The following is a 26,377-nucleotide window of genomic DNA, read 5'->3' as shown; positions in this document are numbered from 1 at the left end:
AAAAGATAGTATTTTTCCTTTATTTTAGCGGAAAATTAAACCAACCCCATCATGAAAAAACTAAAAATAATCACTTTATTTTTATTCGGAATAATCGGTTCTGTTCTTCAGGCTCAGGAATTGGATATGAACCTACAGTTGAGACCGCGTTTTGAATATCGTAACGGCTACAAATCGCTTTTACCCGAAGGACAGAAAGGTACATCACAAATATCACAACGTTCCCGTTTGAATTTCAATTACAAACAAGATGACTTAATCGTAAAATTGACTTTTCAAAATACCAGAACCTGGGGAGATGTTTCGCCTACGGCCACAGCAGACAAAAATGGTGTAGCTGTTTTTGAAGCATGGGCACAATACATTTTTACCGAAAAATGGAGCGCCAGAATGGGACGTCAGGTGCTTTCTTACGATAATCAGCGTATATTGGGCGAACAAGATTGGGGACAACAAGCGCAGAGTCATGATGCCTTAACTTTCACTTATCAAACAGAAAAACAAAAACTGGATTTTGGAGGCGCTTACAACTCAACTGCAGAAAACCTTATACAAACACCTTATACCGTTGCTAATTACAAAGCTTTACAATATGCGTGGTTTCACAACCAATTTAATACCGATTTAGGTTTGAGTTTTTTAGTACTTAATACAGGTTATGAATACGCAAATGCAGATACTAAATTATTAGTGGATTACAAACAGACTTTCGGTACTTATTTAGCTTATAAACCCGGAAAACTAGATTCTAACCTTTGGCTTTACGGTCAAACCGGAAAAAGCACCAATCAAGAAGTAAGTGCCTGGAATGCTGCTGCAAACGTAAATTATGCTATAACTGAATCTTTTAAAGCTGGTTTAGGATATGAATTTTTATCTGGAAAAAGTACAAATGACGGCAGTACGGTAATTAAATCTTTTAACCCAATATTCGGAACCAATCACGGTTTAAACGGTTATATGGATTATTTTTATGTTGGAAACCATATAAATAATGTCGGGCTTCAAGATGCTTTTTTAAAATTGAATTACAATGTAAACAAATGGCAGTTTGCTTTGATTCCGCATGTATTTGCTTCGGCAGCAAAAGTTGTTAATCCGATTGGAGAAGAATTAGATTCGTATTTAGGAACTGAAATTGATGCTACTTTTGGTTATAATTTCAAAAAAGACATTACAATAACTGGAGGTTATTCTCAAATGTTTGGGTCAAAAACCTTAGAATTTATTAAAAATGGAGATGCCGGACATACCAACAATTGGGCTTGGCTGATGATTTCTGTGAATCCTAGAATTTTTAGCTGGAAAAAATAGTTTTTCTTTAAAATTTACTTCTATATTCTACCCTTTTCCTATTTCGGAAAAGGGTATTTTTATTTGTTTTAATAAAAACGTTGTATATACATTAATTAGTTATATTTGAATCGATTATGAACCCCCAATTCTATCTAAATGAAGCCAATTTTAAAACTATCAATGTTAACTTTTATTGCAACTCAAACCAGCATCCCTCAAAAATACAATGATGCTTTAATTTCAAACAACTCAGAAATAAATTTTGCAAAAACTCCAAAAAGAGGAATTAAAAAAGACAAAATGATTTATTATGTTGAAAATGATTTGCAAACAATATCTGCCTATAAAAGAAGCAAATTAAAATGGCAGACCAATATAACTTCTGTCTGCGGAAAGCTAAAATCTGGAGAAGCCCAAATAAGATATATGGGATATAATTCTAATAAATTACTTGTTGTTATCGGAAAACATAATTTTGCTGAAATAGATATTATCAGTGGCGAAACTAGTTTTGTAGGTTAAGTTTAAAGAGACATTTTTTTGATCTTTTTTCGCATTTATATAAAAGTCTTTTTTTAGAAAATAAATTTCTAAAATTAAGTATTTATACGTAAAAATACGTATTTTTGTTTTAAGTTAAATTAAGTGATTTACTCATAATACAGTAAAGCACATTTTATACTCTTAAAACAAACCGTAATGCAAAATACCAAAATCAAAACAACTTGTTCCTATTGTGGCGTTGGCTGTGGAATCATCGTAACCAATGATGCAAAAAATGGTGTGATGGTTACGGGAGACAAAGATCATCCGGTAAACAAAGGAATGTTGTGTTCTAAGGGAATGAATCTGCACTACGTAGTTAATGATACTTCAGACAGAATTTTGTATCCGGAAATGCGAGGAAGTAAAACCTACCCGCTGGAACGCGTAAGCTGGGACACCGCACTAGACCGTGCTGCCGCTGTTTTTACTTCCATAATAAAAAAACACGGCTCGGACAGCGTTGGATTTTATATTTCAGGGCAATGTTTAACCGAAGAATATTACTTAGTAAACAAACTTGTAAAAGGTTTTCTAAAAACCAATAATATCGACACCAATTCTCGTCTTTGTATGAGTTCTGCAGTTGTGGGTTACAAAAAAACTTTTGGAGAAGATTCTGTGCCAATTGCTTACGATGATATTGAACTGGCAGATACTTTTCTGATTACAGGCGCAAATCCGGCTTGGTGTCATCCGATTTTATTTCGAAGAATTGAAAAACATAAAGAGAAAAATCCAAAAATAAAAATCATCTGCATTGATCCGCGCCGCACAGATACTGCCGCTTTCTCTGATTTGCATTTGCAGATTATTCCGGGTTCAGATATTATTTTATATCACGCCATTGCACGACGAATTATTGAGAAAGGTTACGTAGATCATGATTTTGTAAAAAACCACGCCGAAAACTTCAAACAATATAAAGACTTAGTTTTAGGAACTTCATTAGAAAAAGCTTCTAAACTCTGCGGCATTTCGGTAAACGATATAAAACTTGCCGCCGATATAATCGGTAAAGCAAAAGGATTTATTTCGCTTTGGGCAATGGGATTAAACCAAAGTGCTGTTGGTGTAGATAAAAATACCGCTTTATTAAATTTATCCCTTTTAACGGGACAAATTGGGAAACCAGGTTCTGGGCCATTTTCTTTAACAGGACAACCCAACGCAATGGGCGGACGCGAAGTTGGCGGCATGGCGACACTTTTGGCCGCACACAAAGACATTGCCAATCCGGAACACAGAAAAGAAGTGGCTGATTTTTGGGGTGTTGACGAGATTTCAGATAAACCAGGTTTAACAGCAACTGAAATGTTTGACGCTTTGGAATCCGGAAAAATGAAAGCGGTTTGGATTATTTGTACCAACCCGTTAGTAAGTTTACCTGATTCTCGTCGTATCGAAAAAGCACTTCAAAATGCTAAATTTGTTGTCGTTCAGGATATTTCTCATAATGCCGATACCGCAAAATTTGCCGATTTACTTTTACCGGCTGCTGGCTGGTTAGAAAAAGAAGGAACAATGACCAATTCTGAGCGCCGAATTGCTTATTTACCAAAAGGAATCAACGCGCCGGGAGAAGCACTTCCAGACATAGAAATTTTAATTCGCTTTGCGAAAAAAATGAATTTCAACGGATTCAATTTTAATAATGCCGAAGAAGTTTACAAAGAACACTGCGCGCTGACAAAAAATACAAATATTGATATCTCATTTTTAAATTATCATCGTTTAAGAACCGAAGGAACTTTTCAATGGCCGGTTCCAGATTACGGACATCCGGGAACACCTCGCCTTTTTACCGATAAAAAGTTTTATACGCCTTCACAAAAAGCAATTTTCAATTTACCAACGGCTATTGAAAACACTTCGGAACAGCCAACACCCGAATTTCCTTTTATCCTAACAACAGGAAGGGTTCGCGATCAATGGCACACTATGACTAAAACCGGAAAAGTTTCGCGTTTACTTACCCATACGCCAAGTCCAGTTTTAGAAATAAACCCGATTGATGCTTTTAAAAATGAAATTAAAAACGGCGATATTATAATTGTTTCGAGCAAAAATGGTGAAGTTCGGGTAAAAGCAAAAGTAACCGATTCTATCAAAGAAAAAGTGCTTTTCTTGCCAATGCATTGGGGAAAACAGCTTGAAAATGATTTAAACAGAACCAACAATTTAACCAATACAGTTGTAGATCCAATTTCAAAAGAACCTGATTTTAAATTCACTACCGTTTCAATTAAGAAATATGTAAAACCATTTCAGAAAATTGCAATTGTTGGTGCCGGAGCGGCTTCTTTTAGATTTATTCAAAACTACCGCGAATTCAATTCCACCGATGAAATTATTGTTTTTTCTAATGAAATAAATCCGTTTTATAATCGTGTTTTACTTCCCGAATATATGACGGGAGAATTTACGTGGGAACAATTGTTAAAAGTAAAAGACGGCGAAACGCTTCAGAAATTAAACATTACGATGAAAGCCGGCGTTGCAATTGATAAAATCGATGCCGACCAAAAAGTAATTACAGACAGTCTTGGAGAAACGCACACTTTTGATTCTTTGATTCTCGCTACCGGAAGCCGTCCTTTTGTACCAGAAAATGCACAGCTTCATCTTCCGGGAAGATTTACCGTAAGAAGAAAAGAAGATGCCGACCGATTAAAAAAACATCTTGACAGCACTAATTTACCTCCAGAAGAACAGCATGTTGTCATTATTGGCGGTGGATTATTAGGTTTGGAATTGGCTGCCGCATTAAAACATAAAAAAGTTAAAACAACGATTATTCAGCGCGCTTCTCGTTTGATGGAACGCCAGTTGGATCGAATTTCGAGTAAATTATTAGCCGAAGAAGTACAGCTTCGTGATATTCAGATTTATTTTGATAATGAAGTCAGCACCGTTTTTGAAACTGATACTCCGAATGAAATTGAAATTGCCTTAAAAAGCGGTAAAATAATCACGGCAAATGCCATTGTTTATACCATTGGAACCATTCCGAATATAGAAATTGCACGCGAAACCGGACTTGCCTGCGGACGCGGTGTAAAAGTCAATCAATATTTACAAACTTCAAATCCTGATGTTTTTGCGATCGGGGAAATCGCAGAATTTGAAAATAAATTGTTCGGAATTACTTCTGCAGCAGAAGAACAGGCTGATATTCTGGCTAACTTTTTAGCAGGCGATATCAGCAGTTATTATAAAGGTTCTATTTTAATGAATATCTTAAAATTAGAAGACATTAATCTTTGCAGTATTGGCGATTTAACGATTCCGGAAAACGATGATTCTTACGAAGAAATTGTTTTTACCGATTTGAAGAAACGTTATTACAAAAAATGCATTGTAAAAAATGATTTATTAGTCGGAGCCATTTTAATGGGCGATAAAAACGAATTTGCCGAGTTTAAAACCATGATCGAAAGCAAAATCGAGTTATCAGACAAACGTGATAAACTGCTCCGAGGAAGCTCTAGCGCAAAACCGATTATAGGAAAACTAGTGTGTTCCTGCAGTCAGGTTGGAGCCGGAAATATCGAAGAAACAATTAAAAGCGGCGTAAATGATTTTACTGAATTATGTAAAAATACCGGCGCAGGTTTAGGATGCGGAAGTTGTAAAACAGAGGTTAAAGAGATACTCGCAAAGTGCAAAGTTTAGTTTGTTTTGTTTCAGGTTTCAGGTTTCATGTTTCAAGTTGTTGGAACGCTCAAACTAGAAACTAATTATCAAATACGCGTTCCTGCAAGGTTTCCAAAACCTTGTAGGTATTAAACTTTATTAAAAGTAAATATTTAGAATCGATTAGAAAGATATATAATAAATACCTACAAGGTTTTGGAAACCTTGCAGGAAACCGGTGAGATTGAAAACCTGAAACAAAAACAAAACCTGAAACAAAAAAAGCAAAAAAATGGAACTTACAAGACTTATAGTAAAAGGAGGCGTTATTTCGCCGGGAGAACTTCGGGAAGTTGTAAACATTGCAATGGATCAGGGTTTAGATTCGATTTCTTTTGGATCGAGACAGGATATTATTTTTCCTAAAGGTTTTAAATCTTTTCACGAGCAGGATTTTGGAAAACATCATTTTGTTTATCCCGATCAAAAAAGCGGTAATAATATTGTTTCCTCTTATGTTTCTACCGATATTTTTAGAAATACAAACTGGCTTACCGGAAATCGTTTTTTATATGTTTTAGAAGAATTTAAAGAACAGCCAAAACTAAAAGTAAACATTACCGATCCTAAACAACAATTGGTTCCGTTGTTTACGGGTCATTTAAACTTTATAGCTTCAGAACACGAGGATTATTGGTATTTATACATCCGTTTACCAAAATGGGAACGTATGGAAATTTATCCTGTTTTGCTTTATACTTGGGATCTTGCTAAAATATATTACGAAATTGAAAAGATTACTGAAGAAGATTCTTTTGATATCGAAACGCTTTTCAGTTTGGTAAGCGAAGCTCTTGACACAAATAATAGAACAATTGACAAACCTTTAAATGTTCCGTTTTATCCTTTTCCTTATTATGAAGGAATGAACAGAATGGGAATCGACCAATATTGGCTGGGTTTGTATTGGCGAAATAATCTTTACGATTTAGATTTCCTAAAAGAAATGTGCGATTTGTGTTTTGAATGCAAAATCGGAAAAATATGTATTACGCCGTGGAAATCTTTTATTGTAAAAGGAATTCCAAAGGATAGAAAACTGGAATGGGAAAAATTCCTGGGTAAAAAAGGAATCAATGTTCGTCATTCGTTATTAGAATTAAACTGGCATTTGCCTGTCGCTACAGAATGGTCTTTAAACTTAAAAACTTTTTTAGTTCGAACTTTAGATCAATTTGACATCAGTACTTATGGATTGAATTTCGGAATCTCCGAATACAATCGCGACGGCCATTATTTTACATCCATTGTTATTGAAAAAAATGAACTTCCGGCGGCTTTAGAATCTATTAAAATCAGAGATACTTATAATGTATTGTTTGCGAAGAATTTCGATCCTAATACGAGAGAATATATTGTGCATTCTCAAGATATTGACAAACTGGAATTGCCGACAATATTAATTGAATTAAGTCGAAAGTATTTTGAAGAGCTCGGAAACTCCATTCCGGAAACGGTAGAAAACAAACAGAAAAAAGAAAAACCGCAATTGGATATCTATCAATGTCAGGAATGTTTAACAATTTATAATTCGGAATACGGAGATGAAAGTCAAAATATTGCGAAAGGAATTTTGTTTACCAATCTTCCAGAAAGCTATTGTTGTTCGTTGTGCGAAGCTCCTAAAAGTAATTTTAAGATCCTGGAAGTTGCCGTAAATTAACCAAAATCGTGTTTTATAAAGTAAAATAGTGCATTTTTCCATGTAGAATTGTTAAGAGATTTCAGTTTTAAATTTCAGTAAAAAAGTTAAATGTTTGAATTTTAGATATTTAATTCAGAAATTTAACTAAAAACTTAACATTGAAAGACTTGTTTTATAATTATCTTTACTTAACCATAAATTAACAATTTGGTTACATTATTGAAATATACTCATTTAAAGCACCTTAATATGGAAAACAACATCTCAGAAAATACTCCCGAGAAAAATGATTCTCCAGCTGTTGAAAATGCTCAACCCGCTGTAGAAAATACACCAAAAGAGACTACAACACCAGCAAAAACTCCTGTTCGTAAAGCTCCTGTTAAAACCGCAACAGCTTCTACAGCTGCAAAACCAGCGGCGCCAAAACCAACAGCTACGACAGCAGCAAAAGTAACACCAACAAAAGCACCAGCAAAACCAGTTGCGAAAACAGTTCCAGCTGCAGCTACAAAACCTGCAACTCCTGCAAAAAAAGCACCAATTGCAACAACTGTAAAAACAGCTGTAGAAACGCCTATTGCTGAAGTTAAAGATGCATCAACTGATGCAGATACGGAAGAAAAAACAAAAGATAAATCAAAGGATAAAAAGAAGAAAATGAAAGACAAGGAAAAAGAAAAAGCAAAAAAGAAATTAGCTAAGAAAAAAGAAAAAGCGAAAAACGATAAAAAGAAAGAGAAAGCTAAAAAAGCAAAACAAAAAGCTAACGCGAAAAAGAAAGAAAAAGCGAAAAAAGCAAAACAAAAAGTTAAAGCTAAAAAAATAGCAAAAAAGAAAGCAAAGGCACAAAAAAAGTCAAAAGCTAAAAAGAAAAAATAATATTATTTAAAAAAGGGTTGAACTTAAAAAGGTTGAACCCTTTTTTATGCATTGTTGTGGCAACTGTGCGGGGGCTTCGACTCCGCTCAGCCAGACAATCTTTGTGTCACCCTGAGCGGAGTCGAAGGGCGTTCCTATAATCCGTAACGTAGTCTACCCCCCAATCGCAATCATACTGCGATTATCAAAATGCAGCGCAGGATCATCCATTTCAGAAATGGTAACCATTCCTGCCCTAACTTTTTTCTTATTTTTAATGGAAGATGAAATCAAATCCGTAATCGATTCCCCGTTTCTATACGCCGTTAGTAAATCGGTTTCAGAATTAGAGAAAAGGCAGTTTTTAATTTTCCCGTTTGCCGTCAGGCGGATTCTGTTGCAGGAATCACAAAACGGATTTGTAATCGAACTTATGATTCCGAAATCACCTTGAAAACCTTTTATTTTATAATTACGGGAAGTAAAGTTTTTTTCGTCTTCTAATTTTTGAATTTCTTCGGATGAAAAAGCAGTCCCAACTTCAGAAAGAATTTCGTTTTGCGAAACCATTTTGCTTCTGTCCCACTCGTTTCCGGCAAAAGGCATAAATTCGATAAAACGAATCGAAATCGGCAGAAATTGCGTTAGTTTGACAAAGTCAATAATTTCGTTATCATTAAAACCTTTTATCAAAACTACATTTACTTTTACCTGAAAATCATTATTCAAAAGTAAATGAAGATTATCAATAACTTTCTCAAACTGATTTCTAAGCGTTATAGAATGAAATTTTGACGAAATCAAAGTATCTAAACTCAAATTGATTTTTTTAACCTTAAATTGCTTTAAAACCTCAATATGGCGATCAATTAAAATTCCGTTTGTAGTTATAGAAAGAGAAGTTTCTAAAGTTGATAATTTGGAAATAATCTCTGGAAAATCTTTTCTCAAAAGCGGTTCTCCGCCTGTTAATCTTATTTTGTCAACACCATTTTCTACGAAAGTCTGGGCAATTGCAAAAATCTCATCTGCCGTCATTAAACTGGCTTTAGGAGACAAGGCAATTCCGTCGGCAGGCATGCAGTACGTACAACGCAGATTGCATTTCTCCAACAGCGAAATACGCAAGTAATTGTGTTTTCGCCCAAAATCATCCGTTAAAACCGTGTTAGAGGCTGTCATGATTTTTACCTTTTAAAATATGAAAAACGTGCAAAAGATGCGGAAAAACTGCATCCATAGATTCTCTTGCTCCGTTTGTTGAACCTGGCAAAGCCAAAACTAAACTTTTACCTAAAGTTCCTGCAACTGTTCGTGATAACATTGCGTACGGCATTCTTTGTTGCCCGTAATCGCGAATTGCTTCTTCTATTCCCGGAATTCTGCTTTCTAATAATGGTGAAAGCGCTTCTGGCGTTACATCTCGTGGAGATAAACCTGTTCCGCCCGTAAAAATTACCAATTGATTTTCTTTCGAAAAAGCTAATGTTCTTTCCTGAATCACATCAATTTCGTCAGGAATAATTTCGTAATGTCCGGTTTCTACTCCGTAAGACGTTAGTTTTTCTACGATTATTTTTCCCGAGCGATCTTCTTTATCGCCCGCAAAAATCGAATCGGAACAAACAAAAACCGCGGCTTTTATTACGTTCGGAAATTTATTTTTAAAAGACGATTTTCCGCCTTCTTTATTGATCAATTTAATGGTCGAAATTTCAATTTCTTTGTCAATTGGTTTCAGCATATCGTACATAGTCAGCGCCACAATCGATGCGCCGTGCATGGCCTCAACCTCAACTCCGGTTTTGTAAACGGTTTTTACGTTGAAAATAATTTCAATCGTTAAACCTTCAATTTTATATTCTACCGAAGTAAATTCAATTGGAAGCGGATGACAGTCCGGAATTGATAAATGCGTGTTTTTTACCGCAAATAATCCGGCTGTTTTAGCCATTTCAAAAACATTTCCTTTTGGCACCAGATTATTTACAACGGCATCAATTGTTTCCTGTTTGCTTACTTTTACAATTGCAGTTGCGGTTGCTGTTCTTAATGTGCTTATTTTATGCGTTATATCAACCATTTATTAGGTATTTTGCTTCCAGGTGAAAGCGCCATTTTCAAATATTTCTTTACCAAAAATCGGCACATCAGTTTTAATCCAGTTTACGATTGCTTCTGTCGCTTCATAAACTTGTTTTCTTCTTGTTGCCGAAACAAATACAAACAAACATATTTCGCCTGCTTTTACAACACCCAAACTGTGGTAAATGTGCATGCAGGTTAAATCGAATTTTGCGAATGCCTTTTCTCTAATCGTGTGCAAAGCTTCATTCGCCATATCGGTGTAAGCCGAATAATCAATCGCGGCAACGGTATTCTCATGAATTACATCTGCGCGAACTTGTCCCAGAAAAATATTGTGCGCACCAATCGTATGTTTCGATTGGTGTTTGGCAATTGACTCCGCTATAAATTCGGGAGAAATTGGTCCTTCTACAAATACATTTTTACTCATTTTTTATGTTTTTTAGCCAGCTTATAGAATTAGTTTTCTCGCATATTTTGCTGATTTCCAATGGTACTAATTTCAATTTTATCAAAATTAGATCTGCTCAATCTGCAAAATCTGCGAGAGAAAATCCTTTTAATCTGTGGCTATACTTTTTCTTTTAATAATTGCCTCATTGCCAAAGCACCGCCAGCAATACTTTTTACGTTTTTAAATTTCTTTCTCTGAAATAATTCAACTGCGATTTTGCTTCTTATTCCGGATTGACAGAAAACGTAAATGGTTTTATTTTTATCTAAATTTTCAATTTCGTTTTCCAGCTGAATTAACGGAATCTGAATACTATTTTTTAAATTTATTTTCGGAAGTTCATCTTCATTTCGAACATCTAAAAAGAGAATTTCTTCCAGATCCATTTTACTTAAAGCAACTTCAGCATCAATTTCTTCAACTTGATTTTCTACTGTTTTATATTTTTCTTCGAAAGCAATTTTATCTAATTTGAAATCACTGTTTTTTTCGAAATCATATTTTTGCTGTTCATTATTTAGAATATTGTAAACCAATAATTTTCCATTTAAAACTTCTCCTATTTCCAGAATCATTTTAATTACTTCATTGGCTTGAAACATTCCGATAATTCCAACCGAAATGCCTATTACACCGGCATCTTCACAATTTAATGATCTGTTGTTTTCGTTTGGAAACAAACATCTGTACGTTGGTCCGTTTTGATAATTAAAAACCGAAACCTGACCTTCAAATCTAAAAATAGATCCGTAAACCATTGGTTTATTTGCAATTAAGCAAGCATCGTTTATAAGATATTTTATGGATAAATTATCTGTGGCGTCCACCACAATATCGTATTTTTCAAATAATTGAATTGCATTTTCTCCAGAAAGCCATTCTGCAATCGCATTGACTTTTATCAGCGGATTTAATTCTGAAAGCATTGTTTTTGCTTCTTCAGCTTTATATTTCCCTACCGATGAACTTTTATAAATTACTTGTCTTTGCAGGTTTGAAATTTCGACAACATCATCATCAACAATTCCGATTTCGCCAACGCCTGCAGCCGCCAAATACGGAAGAACCGCTGCACCCAGACCACCTGCACCAATAACTAAAACTTTAGCTTTGGCGAGTTTTTCCTGTCCATTTTCTCCAATTTCGGGAAGAATTATTTGTCTGTTATAACGATGTGACGCATTCATAAAATCAATTTTTAACCTCCTGCAAAAGGCGGTAACAAAGCCACAACATCAGTCGATTTTAACTGATAATCTGCTGCTTTTTGAATTATTTTCTGGTTTACTGCTACGCTGAATGTCATTGCCTCAAATTGGTATTTTTCTTCTAAATCCTGCAATAAAACCTGCAGTGAAATATCCGAAGAAGTTACTTTTTCGAAAGCGCATTTTGTTTTTTCAGCGACAGCTCCAAAATATTTAATCTCAATCATTATTCTAAATTTAAATTTTGAAAAATAAATTCATCTTCAAAATGCTCCTGAAAATAAGAAGTCAGTTTTGATGTATTTTTCACCACTTCTCCAATCACAATAATGGCTGGCGAAGAGATATTATTTTCGGATACTAATTTAGCGATTGTGCTCATAGTTCCAACCACTTTTTGCTCTGAATTTTTTGTTCCGTTTTGGATAATGGCAATGGGAAGATCATCCGTTCTGTTTTCTTTATAAATCTCGATGATTTCGTTTAGCTTGTGCATTCCCATTAAAATCACAACTGTAGCTGCCGATTTTGAAGCTAAAAGCACATCTTTTGATAATTTATGATCTGAAGTAGTTCCGGTAATTACCCAAAAACTTTCGGCTGTTTTGCGTTGTGTTAAACTGATTCCAACCGTTGCAGGAACTCCAAGCGCAGACGAAATTCCGGGAACAACATCGGCTTCTAAGCCAAATTTTACTGCATATTCGATTTCCTCACTTCCTCTTCCAAAAATAAACGGATCACCGCCTTTTAAACGTACAACATGCCCGTAACGATTGGCCATTGAAACAATTAATTCGTTAATCTGATCTTGTGAATATGCATGACAGCCTAAACGTTTTCCAACAAAAACAATCTCTGCCTGTTCTGCATACTGCAATAATTCTTCGTTGACCAAAGCATCGTATAAAACCACATCGGCATTTTTTAACGCTTTTATGGCTTTAAGCGTAATCAATTCTACATCGCCTGGACCTGCGCCTACAACTGTTAATTTCGGGGTTTTCAAGGTTTTCATACTTCTTAACTTAAATTGATATTCAGGTCGTTTAATTCATCAATCGAATTAATATTGCTTAAATGAAAATTTTCACTTTCATCGATATTGATAATCTGGTGTGGCACTTTTGCAAGCAAATCCATCATTTTTAGTTCGTTTGCATCAATTGCTTCTTTTATTATTGGAAGCGCTTTTTTAGAATAAATTCCAATCAAAGGATGTACTTTACTTTCTGAAGCAAAAACCGTTATTCTGGCTTCTTTTGTATGTTTTGAAATTAATTCTGATAATAATTCGGTAGAAATTAACGGAATATCACAGCTTAAAATCAAATTAAATTCGGTTTCTGAGTTCGTTAGTGCGGTATAAATTCCACCTAGCGGTCCTTTATCTAAAATTATATCTGACATTTTTTGATACGGCAGATAATCGTATTCTTTTGTATTGGTTATCAGTTCAATCTTTTCTGTAATTGGCAAGATTGCTTGAATTATATGTTCTATAAATGGTTTTTGCTGAAACAAAACCAGTCCTTTTTCTGACTGCATTCTCGTGCTTTTTCCGCCGCAAAGAATAAAAACTGTTAGATTTTCCATTGTTTTTTTGTTTCAGGTTTTTCTTTGTTTCAGGTTTCAGGTTTTCCAATCTTTGTCATTTCGAGGAACGAGAAATGACAAACTGATTCAATATTATCTACATAAATAAAATTAAATGATCTCAAGGAAAAATCAACTTAATACTTGCCATTAAAATCACAACTCCTAAAACCATTTTTAATGTTTTGTTAGAGAAATAACCGCTTCCGTAAAATCCTCCTAACATTCCGCCTACAATTGCAATCGGAACTAAATAAAAACTATCCATCGGTATTGTTTTTCCTCCTAAAAGAAAACCCAGCATTCCGGCAAATGAATTCACGAAAATGAATAAACTCGAAATCGCTGCTGATTCTTTTACATTTGCCCATCCTAAAAATAATAAAATCGGACTTAGAATAATTCCACCACCAATTCCTAACATTCCTGATAATAAACCTATTGCAAATCCTATCGCTAATGCAAACGGAAGATTGATTTTTACTTCTTCTTTTTCTTTAAAATTAAAAACTCCAAATAATCTCAAGGCTGCAAACACCAATACAATTCCCAGAATGATTTTATAAACGGTACTGTCTAAAGTAACAAATCCGCCAATAAATGCTGCCGGAATCGAAGCAATTGCAAACGGATAAAAGAGCTTTGGTCTGAAATAATTCTTTCTATAATAAAACAAAAACGAAATACTGGCAACGAATAAATTCAACAACAATGCCGATGGTTTCATAATTGAAATCGGGAATGCAAAAATGCTCATTAGTGCCAAATATCCCGAAGCTCCGCCGTGACCAACACTTGAATATAAGAACGCAATTATAATTAAGGCAAAACTGAAAAGGATTATATTTTCTGAGGTTAATAGGGTCATTTTTTTGTTTTTGTTTCTTTTGTTCCAGGTTTAAAGTTTCAGGTTTTTCAATCTTTGCGATTCCTGCAAGGTTTCCAAAACCTTGTAGGTATAAAAGCTCTACAACATAAAAAATAATAGTTTATCGTAAATACCTACAAGGTTTTGGAAACCTTGCAGGAGCGTGTATCTCGAATCATGAATATCTCTATATGTTTTTATTTATACAGCGCTTCTCATCTTCCACCTCAAAAATCTATTTTCTTTACTCTTTATTCTATTTTCTAAAAAATTCTAAAATCTAATCAATCGGCAATAATGTAACTGATTGTCCTTTTATATAATTTTCTACATTTTCCGGAACGATCAATAAACTGTTTCCCACAGCAAAAGTATTTAGCATTGCGGAACTTTGACTTTCTAAAACGGTCACATTTGTTTCGTCGTATTTTGCTTTTAGAAACAATGTTTTTCCGGTATTGTTTTTAATATCCGAATTTAATTTTCGAACTACTTTTGGTTTATGAATTTCTGCAAATCCCATTCTATTTTTGACTGCCGGCGCAACATAAATATAAAAATTCGTCAGCGATGACGCAGGATTTCCGGGAAGGGCAAAAACTAAAGTTTCACTTTTTGAGCCAAAGAACATCGGTTTTCCCGGTTTTTGATTGATTTTATAGAATAACTCTTTTACGTCGTTTTGCAATAAAGCCTCTTTTACAAAATCATAGTCTCCAACTGAAATTCCGCCCGAAACTAAAACAATATCATTCTTTTTTAGAATGCTTTTTAAAGCTTTTTTAGTCGCTTTTAAATTGTCTTTTACTCTGTAAATTTTCGTTTTTTCAATTCCGATAGTTTGAAGCGCGACTTCTAACATTATGGAATTACTTTCAAATATTTTTCCTTTTTTTAGTTTTTTTCCTGGCGCAACTAATTCATTTCCGGTTACTAAAATGGCAATTTTAGGCTTTTTATAAACTTCGATTTCTGTAATTCCTAAACTGGCCAAAAATCCAATTGCAGCGGGAGTTATGAATGTATTGGCTTCAAAAACAACCTCATCTTTTGCGATTTGTTCTCCTTTTGGGCGAACATTTGACAATTTTTCGGGCATTGTAGCAATTAGAATAGAATCTTTGTTTGCCATTACATGTTCCTGCATTACAACTGTATCTGCGTCGTCGGGAACATAAGCGCCTGTAAATATTCTAATGGCTTGGGTTTCTTTTAATTTTATATTGGAATGATCTCCGGCCTGAGAAATTCCAACAATATCATACTGGTGTCTAATGCTGTGCGTAAAAGCATAACCGTCCATAGCCGACTGACGAAACGGGGGCATATTTATTGGAGAAATTACTTTCTCTGCCAAAACATATCCCAACGCTTTACGAACCTCAATTCGTTTGGTTGGCATTTTAGTACTATTCGCTTCAATTATTGCTATGGCTTCTTCAACTTTGATCATTTGGCTGTTTTATTAAAAGCAAAAAATACTTATCACAAATATAAGTACTTTTACTTAGTTTAGTTCCTTAAAATATCTTAAACTTTTAAAAAATATAAATTTAGCGTAATTACTTTAAATAGATTCAGAAAAAACCAAAATAGCCTTTTTAAATTGAAGATTTCATTTTATTTCCTTTTGAAGTTTCCTGATGGTAAATAATACAACCATGCAAAACCAATAAAAAACAGCACCGCCGAAGCGATAAATGCGGGCAATAATATTTCTTTGTTATTGTCTAAAGCATTATTTAATGATGCATACAAAAGCCAAATCTGAATACTTACATTCAATATTAAAATAAAAATCAAAGTAGAAAGTATATTATTCAATTTATTTGGATTGGAACGGTTCTGACTTCTTCTAAATGTACTCATGGTATATTATTTTAAGTATTATACTGATTAGCTTTCTTTGTTTTTATTTTCGGCTAATGCTTTTACGAAGATTTTATTTTCTTTAAAAAATACTTCTAATTGCGGCAGTGCTCTTGGTGGAGGCCCTGCAATTACATCGCCTGTCATGGCATCAAACGATCCTTCGTGACACGGACAATGTATGATTCCAGTTCCGGGTTTATAAAATACGGAACACGATAAATGGGTACATTTTTGTTCGTAGGCTCTAAAATCACCGCTTTCGAGGTGGACTAAAATATACGGAATTGTACTTCCTTCAATCACAAAACCTCTGGTTCCTCCTACAGGAACTTCTTCTTTATTGCAGATAAAATGTTCGCCTTGTACTTCTTCTTTTGGCAGGAAATAGGCTTTCGCTGCGACAAATCCACTTCCTACCATTAAGCCGCCGGAAACAAAAGTCAGGAATTTGGCAAAATCACGTCGGCTTACCTGAGTTGACTCTTGTTTTTTTATTGGGAAATCTTTTTTCCAGTTTGTATTTAAATTATCTTCTTTAGACATGGATTTTAGATTTAATATATTCTTAATTCATTACTGCCTTTTGGCATCATAATATTGACTTTGGTTTTAACGGTTTCTTGTCCGAAAATGAAAGTGTTTATTGGTGTGCTGTTGGGTCTCATTTCTTCAATTTGTGCTCTTGTTCCGAAGAATAAAGCACCGCTCGGACAAACGGTGGCGCACATCGGTTTTTTACCTACGCTTGTTCGGTCGTAACACATCGTACATTTCATCATCAAATCGTATTCTTCCATTTTTTTGGGAACTCCAAACGGACAAGCCATTACGCAGTTGGAACATCCAATGCATCTTTCTGTATTTGCCGTATGCACGATTCCGTATTCGTCTTGCGAAATTGCATCTGCAGGACAAACATTGGCACAAACCGGATCTTCGCAATGCATACAAACCTGTACTGTGGTCTGAATTGTCGAGGAACGATCTACATAATTTACGCTGATTAAGGATTCTTGTCCGTTTGTCTCGCATTCGGCGCAGGCCATTTCGCAGGCTTTACATCCGATACATCTTTGCAAATCGACAAAGAATTCTTCACTTGTATTAAAATTAGTTAGATTCATGGTGTCATTATTTTACGATTAAATACTTGCGTAAGCTTCAGATTCTTTGGTTGGCGGCGCTATTTTCCCAAGCGGATCAAGCAGACAGGCGCAGACTTTAAACTCTGGAATTTTAGAAATTGGGTCTAAAGTTCCTGGCGTAAGTTGATTTGCCGATTTTGTTCCGGGCCAGTGATACGGAATAAAAACGGTGTCTTTTCGAATCGTTTCTACGATATTTGCCGGAAATATTCCTTCGCCTCTACGCGTTGCAACCCGCACTAATTCTCTTTGTTTTATATTGTATTTTAAAGCCAATTCGGGATGAATTTCTACCATTGGTTCTGGAAACTGATCGACTAATTTCCCAATTCTTCGGGTTTGTGTACCGCTTAAATATTGCGAAACGACGCGTCCTGTTGTTAATGTTATCGGATATTCTTCATCGGTAACTTCTCCCGGTAATTTGTATGGCGCAGGATTAAAATGTGCTTTTCCGTCTGGGGTTTTAAATTTTTTGTCTTCCCATAATCTTGGCGTTCCGGGATGATCTTCTGTTGGGCAAGGCCAGAAAACGCCCATATTTTCTTCGACTTTTTTATAGGTAATTCCAAAATAATCGGCTGTTCCGCCTTTTGAAGCTACTCTTAATTCGTTGAAAATGGCTTCGCTGTTTTCGTACGTAAATTTATCTTCAACGCCCAGTCTTTTGGCTAATTCTAAAAATATCGAAGTATCGGTTCTTGCTTCTCCCGGAGGTGTAACGGCTTGTCTGATTCTGATTACTCTTCCTTCTGCCGAAGTTGTTGTACCTTCTTCTTCTTCCTGTAAAGATCCTGCCAAAACTATATCGGCGTGGCGCGCGGTTTCATTCAAAAAGAAATCAATGCAGACATAAAATTCTAATTTTTCGAGTGCAGACCGAACATAATTATTGTTTGGAAGTGAAACTAACGGATTAAAACAAATCGAAATCAATCCTTTTATTTCTCCGCTGTGAATGGCTTCGATAATTTCATAAGCGGTAAGTCCTTTATGAGGCATATCTTCTTCTTTTATACCCCAAACTTCAGAAATGTATTTTCTGTGTTCGGGATTTTCGATATCACGATTTCCGGGCAATTGATCGCATTTATGACCGTGTTCTCTTCCGCCTTGTCCGTTTCCTTGTCCTGTAATAGTTCCGTAACCGCAATACGGTCTTCCGATTCTTCCAGTTGCCAGAACTAAATTGATACAGCCCAAAACATTATCTACGCCTTTAGAATGATGTTCGATGCCGCGCGCGTGTAACAAGAAACTCGTTTTTGCTTTTCCCCATAATTCGGTTGCGGCTTTTATTTTTTCTTTATCAATTCCGGTAATTTCTTCTGCCCATTCTAAAGTATACTCTTTTACAGCATCAATAGTCTCCTGAAAACCTGATGTATAATTGTCAATAAAATCATGGTCGAGCATATCGTGATCTACTAAATATTTTAGCATTGCGCCGTATAAAGCAGAATCTGTCCCGGGTTTTACATCTAGGTGAATGTCTGCGGTTCGTGCCAACGGAATCATTCTTGGATCAATAACTATTAGTTTTGCACCACGGTCTCTGGCTTTCCAAATCCAATGTGTGAGGGTTGGGAAAGTTTCGCTGATATTGGCTCCCGTAACAATGATCACTTCGGCATATTCTAAATCTGAGTAATTGTTGGAGGCGCGGTCTAAACCAAATGCTTTTTTGTTTCCGGCGCCGGCGCTTACCATGCACAATCTTCCGTTATAATCTAAGTTTCTGGTTTTTAAGGCTACGCGGGCAAATTTTCCAACTAAATAACTTTTTTCATTGGTCAATGAAACTCCAGAAAGCATAGAAAATGCGTGATTGCCATATTTCTCCTGAATTCTTTTTATTTCAGAAATGGTTTTATCCATTGCTTCATCCCAGGTTGTTTTCTCAAAACCTTTTCCTTCAACTCTTTTTAGCGGATGCAAAAGTCGGTCGGGATGATTGTTTTGCAAATATCTTTGAACGCCTTTCGGACACAAACGTCCTTCGTTAAACGGAAATTCCATCCACGGCTCAAAACCTACCACTTTATTTTCTTTTACTAATAATTGAATACCGCATTGCATCCCGCAGAAACAACAATGTGTTTTTACGATTTCGTCTGGTTCATCTCTTCCGTCATAACCGTCTTTTGGTGCGTAATTTAAATGCGGACCAAATGCTTCTATTATTTTTTCTGGGGCTATAGGTAGTTTTGCCATTTTTGCTTTTGTTTTTTTTGTTTCAGACATTTTTTGTTTCAAGTTTCAGGTTTCAAGTTAGTTGGAACCTGAACTTGAAACTTTTAATTATACGCTCAGATTAACATTCCAGTAACTTGAAACTTTAAACCTGAAACCTTAAACTTTATAAATTATCCAAAAAGACTTCCACTTTCTAATCTTGCTTTTAAGTGTGCTTGAGCGAGACGGGATCTTTTTCCTTCGGGGCTTAGGTCGAGATGAGAAGTTCCATCTTCGTGGGTGAAGTCGAAGCCTAATTGTTTGGTTACAATTTTTAAGTCGTCTATATGCAGCTGTGTTGCAAATTCTTCTCCGGTATGTGGGCAGACTGCCATTCCTTTTTTGATTCCTTCTTTTTTGTAAATGTGCGCTCCGATTTGTGCGGGGCGTTGAATAATGTGAAAGAATTTCCCAAACGGAATCCAAATTAAAAACATGATTACGGTTACGGCATGTATTACGGCTAGAAAATCATACGCAAATCCTTTCATAAATTGATAGGAATAGGTCAAACACAAACCTGTTACTGATATGGCGATTAATAAAATTAAAGGCAGTAAATCGCCTTCAAAAGTTTGTGCCGCAATTAATCCCGGATTGGTTAATCTTCTTCTTAAATAATAAACCGAACCTATAATTACCAGCCATGAAGACCAGTTTAAGGCATGAAAAATTAAAAAGGCTAAAAAGGAATTAATTTTAAAATCCATTATTGTAAATCCGAAGAAATGCGCTTCGTAAATCGAAATTGAATTGGGTGCTAGTGTAAAATGTATCCACCCAAACGTTAACGGAATTGTAATTGCAAAAGCGGATAAACAGCCAATTGCGATGCAAAAATGCGCAAACCAACGGTATTTACTTCTGGGATAAATAAATTTCTGAACGACAATATTTCCGACTGATTCTTTTCCTAAGAACCATAAATGAGAAATTATTTTTCCGCTGAATAAAAGCTTCATGCTTCGCTTAAAATACATCCAAGTTGGCGGACGCTGCAACCAAACGGTGTAGCGGTACACTATGCCAAAAAAAGCAAAAACAGTTCCGAATAAATAGGTGATTAATGCTGCATCAAAATTTTGGAGCCGTCTTGATCCCAAAAAAACAAACGCAATTGTGAGTATCGATACGGCCGTTGCAACAAGTAGAGCTTTGGTATTAAAGGTTTTATTTTTCATTTTAAATTAAATTTAAATGATGATAAATTTCTACGCTTTATAATAAATAGAGATTTTAGTTTTTGTGATCAAAATCTTTAGCAAATTCTGGCAATTTCTCTTTCATGAGTTTTACTACAACGCGGTGCATCCAGATGAGGCAGATCAGCGAAATAATTAATATAAATACCCACGAACTGGTCCAGAAACCTGTTGTGCTTAAGAGATATCCAAAAATAATCGGGCCTACAAAACCGCCCAATCCACCGAGTAACCCGACCATACCGCCGATTACGCCGACTTCATTCGGGAAATAATCGGGAATATGTTTGTAAACCGCTGCAGCGCCAATTCCCCACGCGGCACCAATTAAAATAACCAATACCAGATAAACCCACATATTGGCTTCAAAATGTATTTGCGTGATTCCTTCTGCCAATAAATCTTTCTTTTGTATTTGTTGATTTTGTGCTACAACTATTTCCTGCCATGATTTTTTTGAAGGTAAAAATCTGCTGTGTGCTGCGTTTTTATCTTCTTTTGTTATGGAATAAGTTTTCTCGCCAACAACGATTTGATTGTCGGTAATTGAAGTTACAGTTCCGGCTTTAGAAGCTAAAAGTCCCGCTCCCGAAGTGGTTATTTCCATTTTGGGAAACATCAGTAAAAAACTCAAAACTACAGACGAACTCAAAACCCAATACATTACTTTTCTGGCACCAAATCTATCGGATAAAAAACCTCCGTACGCTCTAATTACGCCAGATGGAAGACTAAATAAGGCTGCAAATAATCCTCCGGTTACTAATGTAGTATGATAAACGCTCATAAAATTAGGCAGCAACCATTGCGAAAAGGCAACAAAAGAACCAAAAACCAAAAAATAATAAAGTCCAAAACGCCAGACACGTTTACTGTTTAAGGGTTGTAGTAATTGTTTAACGGTTTTTGACTGTGCTTCTATTTTTTTGTTTTGGGTGAAAATTAAAAAAGCAACTCCCATTACTAATAAGGCGATTCCGTAAATTATTGGCAGCCATTTCCAACCGTTTTCCGGGTCGCTTTCAGAAAATTTGGTTAATAATGTTGGCGCCAGAAATGTCGTTAAAGCCGCGCCGGAACTTCCCATTCCGAAAATTCCAAGTGCTCTTCCCTGCCATTCTTTTGGATACCAAAGTGAAGTGTAACCAACGCCAACAGCAAAACTGGTTCCGACCATTCCGAAGAGAAAACTTAGTATGGCAAACATCCAGAAATTAGTCGCAAAAGGAAGCAAAAACATCGGGATTGAAGATAAAATAAGTAAGGTACAATACACTGGTTTTCCGCCAAATTTATCCGTTAAAATTCCCATTGGCAATCGCATAATTGATCCCGTTAAAATCGGAATTCCTAAGAGCCAGCCAATTTCGACAACGTTCCATTCAAAAATGCCGCGATCATTTAGAAAAGTAATCAAAACGCCATTGATAGTCCAGCAGGCAAAACAAACCATAAAGGCCAATGTATTGAAGAAAAGAATGCGATGAGATTGAGAAAGATTTGCCATATAAAATAGTGTTATAAATTATACTTAAAAACTGATTCTATTTTCAACTTAAAACAGCGAAGTAAAAAGTGCTGTTTTTTTAAACGACTTAAAATTAGCAAAAATTCTCACAAATAATTAATTCTGTATCAATTATTTACATACTTACAAACGTTTTATAAACCATATAAGTTATATAAGTAAATATAAGTCCCATTGTTAAATGAACTTATATCATTTATATGGTTTAAAATTGACACTTCTTATTTTATAAAATTTGAGTAATTTTCTAATCTTGTCTTTCTCAGACGTTTTGAGTGCGTTTATTGGAATCTCTAAGGCTTTAAAAATTAGAAAATTAAGTATAAAATACTACATTTTTAAAGCGTTTAAAAAAGATTTTTTAACTTTTGTTTCATTATTGAAATTTTATATAAATTATTGAAAATCAAATATTTAAATATCAAAATCGATGTAAATTTTCTTCTAAATTGTGCTTCCAAAAAAAATAATTACATAATTTTTTGGATTTTATTATATTAAAATTAACTTTGTCTATAGAATTAGTAGAGTTTAAATAATGATTTAAAACATAAAAAACTATATTTTGAAAACAACAGAGAACATATCGTTTTACATTCTTCCTAAAAAATTTACATATAACATGTTTTGTTATATGTGCATCTGTTGTTGATTCTATTCTTTTGAATGATTCGTTTTCACCTAAATATAAAAAACGAATTTTTTAAAAACACCACCAAAAAACATTTACTGAAATTTCAAAAATCTATTGGATGCATAAATCTGCTTCAACAGGATCGTTGAAACTATACCTATAATCCAGATTTAATTAACTAAAAACTAAAAAAACTAAGATGAAAATAATGCATACCTGCTGTTGTAAATAAAAAAAGCCATTTCTGCGGCAACAGAAATGGCGAGGCTTAAAGAACATTTATCACTAAATCAAGGAAACAATTAGAGGACTGAAAATTCAGTTCTCAGGGCGCCTTGTTAATTACTTAAAACCAGTACAAAGAAATGAAAAAAAATTTAAAAATATACTCATTCCTATTTCTCTTGCTTTTATCGGCGGGAATTAATGCTCAAAATACAACACCGCTGATACAATCAAAACTAGACGGAACTGTTGTAGATGATATTACAAATCAGCCCATTATAGGCGCTTCAATAACTATTAAAGGAACTACACACGGAGTTCAGACCGATGCAGAAGGAAAATTTTATTTTCAAACAGGTCAGAAATTACCATACACTTTATTGGTAAGTTACATTGGATACAAAAAATTAGAGATAATTGTTGAAAAAAATCCGGTTACGATTCATCTAAAAGAAGAACGTCAGGAACTAGACGAATTGGTTGTTGTTGGCTACGGAACTCAAAAGAGAAAAGATATTACAGGTTCTGTAGCGTCGGTTCCTAAAGCAAATCTGGCTCAGGTTTCGGCATCGGCAGACAATTTATTAAGAGGCGCCATTCCGGGAGTTGTAGTTACGCAAAGTTCGGGTCGTCCGGGTGCTTCTTCGAGTGTACGTATTAGAGGAGGAAATTCGATTACAGCAGGAAATGAACCGCTGTATGTAGTTGACGGAATTTTAATTTATAATGACAATAATAATAGTACCGCAGGGGTACAGTTTTCTGGTGCAACTGTCAATGTATTATCTACCATTAACCCAGCTGATATCGAGTCGATTGAAGTCTTAAAAGATGCTTCTGCAACGGCTATTTATGGTTCTAGAGGAGCAAATGGTGTGGTTATTATTACAACAAAAAAGGGTACAAAAGGACAAGATAATATTTCGTACCAAGGCTATTTTGGATTTCAGGATGTTACCAAAAAATTAAGATTAATGGGCGCAAGCGAATGGGCAAGTTTAAGAAACGATGTTCAGGCAAGTATTGGTCAGGCTCCTTCTTTTACAGCTGCGCAAATCGAAGCGCTAAAAACTTCTGGCGGTTACGACTGGCAGTCGGCAGCTTTTAGAACTGCTGCTCCAGTTCAGAACCATCAATTGTCTTTTTCTGGCGGAGACGAACGTTCCCGATATTCTGTTTCGGCAGGTTATTTTGATCAGGAAGGTGTTGTAATTGGATCTGATTTTAAAAGAATTTCGCTTCGTGCTAATCTGGAAAGAAACTATTCACAGAACTTCAAATTTGGCGTAAATGCAAATTATACTAATTCTACTTCTAATGGTTTAGGAACAAATGGAGGTTCGAGTTCAGGAAGACAGCCAAACCCAATTGTAAGTGCCGTTTTGACTGCTCCTGTTGTGCCTATTAAAAACGCTGACGGAAGTTATAATGTTACGAATAATCCTTATGCCACTTCCGTGAATGGTTTTGTACCAAATCCGATTAATGATTTGGAAAACACAACCAACGAAACCAAAATTAATAGAATCCTTACGAGTTTATTTGGTGAATACAAAATCACTAAAAAATTGGTTGCAAAAGTTGCCGTGAGCGGTGACGTAATTGATACAAAGCAAAATTATTATGCTCCTGCAAATACCACCAATGGTGCGGGAACAAAAGGACTGGCTTCTGTTGGTGATCGTTTGGTAAGTTCTGTTTTGAATGAAAACACGCTGAATTACAATACTACTTTTGGTGATAATCATAAATTCTCTGCTTTGGCAGGATATACGCTTCAATATACAAAAGGCGAAGTGGTAAATGCGGGCGCAAATACATTTGTAAATGATGCTAATGAATATAACGCGCTGCAAGACGGTGTGGCGGTAAAACCATACAGCGATGCTTTTGAAAGTGTATTAAAATCATACTTAACTAGAATAAATTATTCCTATAAAAACCGCTATAATTTTACGGTTTCTGCGCGTGCCGATGGTTCGTCTCGATTTGGTTCTGAGTCGCTTTGGGGTTATTTCCCATCAGCTGGATTTTCATGGAATATTACTGAAGAAGGTTTTGCGCAAAACATTAAAGGTGTGACTGAAGCTAAACTTAGATTGAGCGCCGGAACAACCGGAAATCAGGAAATTGGAAATTACCTTTCTTTAGCTTCTATCGGTTCTGTAAATTATTCTTTTGGCGGAACGCTGCAAACGGGTCTTGCTCCTACCCGATTGGCAAATCCGGATTTGAAATGGGAAAAAACAAATCAGTATAATATTGGTTTAGACTTGTCTTTATTAGACCGAAAAATCAATTTTGTTTTTGATGTTTATTACAAGAAAACAAACGATTTATTGATTAACGTTCCTGTGCCTCTTGTTTCTGGTTATTCTACCGTCCTTCAGAATATTGGAGGTGTTACAAACAAAGGAATTGAAATTGGTTTGATTACTGAAAACCTGAAATCGGAACATTTTTCTTGGAATTCTAACTTCGTGTTTGCAACCAATAAAAATGAAGTTGTTGCAATAGGAAATGGCGTTGATTCTTTTTTCCCTGTAGTGCCAAATGGCTCATTATTACAGCAGCAACCTGTAATTGTAAAAGTGGGAAAACCTTTGGGAACTTTCTGGGGATACAAAACAGACGGAATTTTTCAGACTCAGGAAGAAATCAATACACAGCCAAAAATAAACAGTTTGGCTAATACTAAAATTGGTGACAGAAGATATGTTGACACGAATGGCGACGGAATTATTTCGGCTGCAGATAAAGGCGATTTGGGAACTTCTCAGCCAAAATTTACGGCAAGTATCAGCAACTCGGTTTCTTATCACGATTTTGATCTTCAATTCAATTTTCAAGGATCTTACGGCGGAAAAATCTTTAACGCTTTAAATCAGCAGTTAGAAATCTCTACGCTTGGTACCAATGCTGCAGCAACTTTGGAAGATCGCTGGACGCCAACAAACCCAAGCAACAGTATTCCGAGAGCGTCAAGTTCACCACTTGGAATTGTTTCTGAGCGTTACGTAGAAGATGCCTCTTTCGTGAGATTAAAATTGGTGACTTTGGGTTACACTTTACCTAAAAGCATTTCTTCTAAACTGGGAACAAAAAGCGTAAAATTTTATGTTTCTGCAGAAAACTTAGTGACATGGACAAAATACACGGGTTACGATCCAGAAGTAAGTTCCTACGAGCAAAACAATTTATATCCTGGAATTGACTTTGGTTCTTACCCGAACTCAAGAACCTTTATTTCAGGCATAAACGTAACCTTCTAAATAAAAATC

General features: G+C 35.3%; 21 protein-coding genes. 6 read left to right on the top strand and 15 right to left on the bottom strand.

Translation table 11 applies throughout. The features are described 5' to 3' along the window. Nucleotides 1–51: 51 nt before the first annotated feature. From EV144_RS13890 to EV144_RS13870, 5 genes are all read left to right on the top strand, one after another. Nucleotides 52–1,314: an alginate export family protein gene (locus EV144_RS13890; protein WP_134149694.1), complete on the top strand. Its 1,263-nt coding sequence runs from the start codon at nt 52–54 to the stop codon at nt 1,312–1,314. A gap of 138 nt (nt 1,315–1,452) precedes the next feature. Beyond that, complete coding sequence (locus EV144_RS13885) at nt 1,453–1,818, top strand: hypothetical protein (protein WP_134149693.1); 366 nt, start codon at nt 1,453–1,455, stop codon at nt 1,816–1,818. Between the two features lie 177 nt (nt 1,819–1,995). Next, nucleotides 1,996–5,514, top strand: a complete 3,519-nt coding sequence (locus EV144_RS13880) for a nitrate reductase (protein ID WP_134149691.1) — start codon at nt 1,996–1,998, stop codon at nt 5,512–5,514. A 253-nt stretch (nt 5,515–5,767) separates the two neighbouring features. Beyond that, nucleotides 5,768–7,198 carry a rubredoxin gene (locus EV144_RS13875; RefSeq protein ID WP_134149690.1) on the top strand — a complete coding sequence of 477 codons (1,431 nt, stop codon included), beginning with the start codon at nt 5,768–5,770 and terminating at the stop codon, nt 7,196–7,198. A 231-nt stretch (nt 7,199–7,429) separates the two neighbouring features. Then, the gene (locus tag EV144_RS13870; RefSeq protein WP_134149689.1) at nt 7,430–8,062 is read left to right on the top strand and encodes a hypothetical protein; all 633 of its coding nucleotides are present in this window, start codon (nt 7,430–7,432) and stop codon (nt 8,060–8,062) included. A gap of 153 nt (nt 8,063–8,215) precedes the next feature. Here the strand turns inward: EV144_RS13870 and moaA are convergent, their stop codons facing one another. From moaA to EV144_RS13795, 15 genes are all read right to left on the bottom strand, one after another. Continuing rightward, nucleotides 8,216–9,223 (bottom strand): GTP 3',8-cyclase MoaA, encoded by a 1,008-nt coding sequence (gene moaA, locus EV144_RS13865; RefSeq protein WP_134149687.1) that lies wholly within the window; start codon nt 9,221–9,223, stop codon nt 8,216–8,218. Further along, the gene (gene moaCB / locus EV144_RS13860) at nt 9,210–10,124 is read right to left on the bottom strand and encodes a bifunctional molybdenum cofactor biosynthesis protein MoaC/MoaB (RefSeq protein ID WP_134149686.1); all 915 of its coding nucleotides are present in this window, start codon (nt 10,122–10,124) and stop codon (nt 9,210–9,212) included. Before moaCB ends, moaA begins: the two co-directional genes overlap by 14 nt. 3 nt (nt 10,125–10,127) lie before the next feature. Further along, nucleotides 10,128–10,559: a molybdenum cofactor biosynthesis protein MoaE gene (locus tag EV144_RS13855; RefSeq protein ID WP_134149685.1), complete on the bottom strand. Its 432-nt coding sequence runs from the start codon at nt 10,557–10,559 to the stop codon at nt 10,128–10,130. Between the two features lie 140 nt (nt 10,560–10,699). Beyond that, nucleotides 10,700–11,770, bottom strand: a complete 1,071-nt coding sequence (gene moeB / locus EV144_RS13850) for a HesA/MoeB/ThiF family protein (protein WP_134149682.1) — start codon at nt 11,768–11,770, stop codon at nt 10,700–10,702. A gap of 11 nt (nt 11,771–11,781) precedes the next feature. After that, nucleotides 11,782–12,018, bottom strand: coding sequence for a MoaD/ThiS family protein (locus EV144_RS13845; protein ID WP_134149680.1), 237 nt, complete (start codon nt 12,016–12,018; stop codon nt 11,782–11,784). Continuing rightward, the gene (gene cobA, locus EV144_RS13840) at nt 12,018–12,809 is read right to left on the bottom strand and encodes a uroporphyrinogen-III C-methyltransferase (protein WP_134149679.1); all 792 of its coding nucleotides are present in this window, start codon (nt 12,807–12,809) and stop codon (nt 12,018–12,020) included. Before cobA ends, EV144_RS13845 begins: the two co-directional genes overlap by 1 nt. 5 nt (nt 12,810–12,814) lie before the next feature. Beyond that, nucleotides 12,815–13,387, bottom strand: coding sequence for a molybdenum cofactor guanylyltransferase (locus EV144_RS13835; protein WP_134149677.1), 573 nt, complete (start codon nt 13,385–13,387; stop codon nt 12,815–12,817). Nucleotides 13,388–13,508: 121 nt separating this feature from the next. Then, nucleotides 13,509–14,255 carry a sulfite exporter TauE/SafE family protein gene (locus EV144_RS13830; protein WP_134149675.1) on the bottom strand — a complete coding sequence of 249 codons (747 nt, stop codon included), beginning with the start codon at nt 14,253–14,255 and terminating at the stop codon, nt 13,509–13,511. Between the two features lie 280 nt (nt 14,256–14,535). Next, nucleotides 14,536–15,708, bottom strand: coding sequence for a gephyrin-like molybdotransferase Glp (gene glp, locus EV144_RS13825; RefSeq protein ID WP_134149673.1), 1,173 nt, complete (start codon nt 15,706–15,708; stop codon nt 14,536–14,538). Between the two features lie 167 nt (nt 15,709–15,875). Further along, nucleotides 15,876–16,124, bottom strand: coding sequence for a DUF6755 family protein (locus EV144_RS13820; protein ID WP_134149671.1), 249 nt, complete (start codon nt 16,122–16,124; stop codon nt 15,876–15,878). A 27-nt stretch (nt 16,125–16,151) separates the two neighbouring features. Further along, a complete protein-coding gene (locus EV144_RS13815) occupies nt 16,152–16,670 on the bottom strand; it encodes a ubiquinol-cytochrome c reductase iron-sulfur subunit (protein WP_134149669.1) in 519 nt (172 codons plus the stop codon). Nucleotides 16,671–16,681: 11 nt separating this feature from the next. After that, nucleotides 16,682–17,251 (bottom strand): 4Fe-4S dicluster domain-containing protein, encoded by a 570-nt coding sequence (locus tag EV144_RS13810; RefSeq protein ID WP_134149667.1) that lies wholly within the window; start codon nt 17,249–17,251, stop codon nt 16,682–16,684. An 18-nt stretch (nt 17,252–17,269) separates the two neighbouring features. Further along, nucleotides 17,270–19,486: a molybdopterin oxidoreductase family protein gene (locus EV144_RS13805; protein ID WP_134149962.1), complete on the bottom strand. Its 2,217-nt coding sequence runs from the start codon at nt 19,484–19,486 to the stop codon at nt 17,270–17,272. Between the two features lie 152 nt (nt 19,487–19,638). Further along, nucleotides 19,639–20,688 carry an MFS transporter gene (locus EV144_RS13800; protein ID WP_134149665.1) on the bottom strand — a complete coding sequence of 350 codons (1,050 nt, stop codon included), beginning with the start codon at nt 20,686–20,688 and terminating at the stop codon, nt 19,639–19,641. 55 nt (nt 20,689–20,743) lie between these two features. Next, complete coding sequence (locus EV144_RS13795; RefSeq protein ID WP_134149663.1) at nt 20,744–22,216, bottom strand: MFS transporter; 1,473 nt, start codon at nt 22,214–22,216, stop codon at nt 20,744–20,746. Nucleotides 22,217–23,236: 1,020 nt separating this feature from the next. On the opposite strand from EV144_RS13795, the gene EV144_RS13790 reads away from it, so the two are divergent. Beyond that, nucleotides 23,237–26,368 carry a SusC/RagA family TonB-linked outer membrane protein gene (locus EV144_RS13790; RefSeq protein WP_134149661.1) on the top strand — a complete coding sequence of 1,044 codons (3,132 nt, stop codon included), beginning with the start codon at nt 23,237–23,239 and terminating at the stop codon, nt 26,366–26,368. Nucleotides 26,369–26,377: the final 9 nt, after the last annotated feature.

This window comes from Flavobacterium sp. 270 (assembly GCF_004368785.1).
Classification (GTDB): Bacteria; Bacteroidota; Bacteroidia; order Flavobacteriales; family Flavobacteriaceae; genus Flavobacterium.
Note: the sequence above shows the minus strand (reverse complement) of the source record. Positions and strands in the feature narration are given on the sequence as shown.

Coding starts and splice junctions, on each gene's coding strand:
- EV144_RS13890 (WP_134149694.1), top strand. CDS start 52: ATGAAAAAACTAAAAATAATCACTTTATTTTTATTCGGAATAATCGGT.
- EV144_RS13885 (WP_134149693.1), top strand. CDS start 1,453: ATGAAGCCAATTTTAAAACTATCAATGTTAACTTTTATTGCAACTCAA.
- EV144_RS13880 (WP_134149691.1), top strand. CDS start 1,996: ATGCAAAATACCAAAATCAAAACAACTTGTTCCTATTGTGGCGTTGGC.
- EV144_RS13875 (WP_134149690.1), top strand. CDS start 5,768: ATGGAACTTACAAGACTTATAGTAAAAGGAGGCGTTATTTCGCCGGGA.
- EV144_RS13870 (WP_134149689.1), top strand. CDS start 7,430: ATGGAAAACAACATCTCAGAAAATACTCCCGAGAAAAATGATTCTCCA.
- moaA (WP_134149687.1), bottom strand. CDS start 9,223: ATGACAGCCTCTAACACGGTTTTAACGGATGATTTTGGGCGAAAACAC.
- moaCB (WP_134149686.1), bottom strand. CDS start 10,124: ATGGTTGATATAACGCATAAAATAAGCACATTAAGAACAGCAACCGCA.
- EV144_RS13855 (WP_134149685.1), bottom strand. CDS start 10,559: ATGAGTAAAAATGTATTTGTAGAAGGACCAATTTCTCCCGAATTTATA.
- moeB (WP_134149682.1), bottom strand. CDS start 11,770: ATGAATGCGTCACATCGTTATAACAGACAAATAATTCTTCCCGAAATT.
- EV144_RS13845 (WP_134149680.1), bottom strand. CDS start 12,018: ATGATTGAGATTAAATATTTTGGAGCTGTCGCTGAAAAAACAAAATGC.
- cobA (WP_134149679.1), bottom strand. CDS start 12,809: ATGAAAACCTTGAAAACCCCGAAATTAACAGTTGTAGGCGCAGGTCCA.
- EV144_RS13835 (WP_134149677.1), bottom strand. CDS start 13,387: ATGGAAAATCTAACAGTTTTTATTCTTTGCGGCGGAAAAAGCACGAGA.
- EV144_RS13830 (WP_134149675.1), bottom strand. CDS start 14,255: ATGACCCTATTAACCTCAGAAAATATAATCCTTTTCAGTTTTGCCTTA.
- glp (WP_134149673.1), bottom strand. CDS start 15,708: ATGATCAAAGTTGAAGAAGCCATAGCAATAATTGAAGCGAATAGTACT.
- EV144_RS13820 (WP_134149671.1), bottom strand. CDS start 16,124: ATGAGTACATTTAGAAGAAGTCAGAACCGTTCCAATCCAAATAAATTG.
- EV144_RS13815 (WP_134149669.1), bottom strand. CDS start 16,670: ATGTCTAAAGAAGATAATTTAAATACAAACTGGAAAAAAGATTTCCCA.
- EV144_RS13810 (WP_134149667.1), bottom strand. CDS start 17,251: ATGAATCTAACTAATTTTAATACAAGTGAAGAATTCTTTGTCGATTTG.
- EV144_RS13805 (WP_134149962.1), bottom strand. CDS start 19,486: ATGGCAAAACTACCTATAGCCCCAGAAAAAATAATAGAAGCATTTGGT.
- EV144_RS13800 (WP_134149665.1), bottom strand. CDS start 20,688: ATGAAAAATAAAACCTTTAATACCAAAGCTCTACTTGTTGCAACGGCC.
- EV144_RS13795 (WP_134149663.1), bottom strand. CDS start 22,216: ATGGCAAATCTTTCTCAATCTCATCGCATTCTTTTCTTCAATACATTG.
- EV144_RS13790 (WP_134149661.1), top strand. CDS start 23,237: ATGAAAAAAAATTTAAAAATATACTCATTCCTATTTCTCTTGCTTTTA.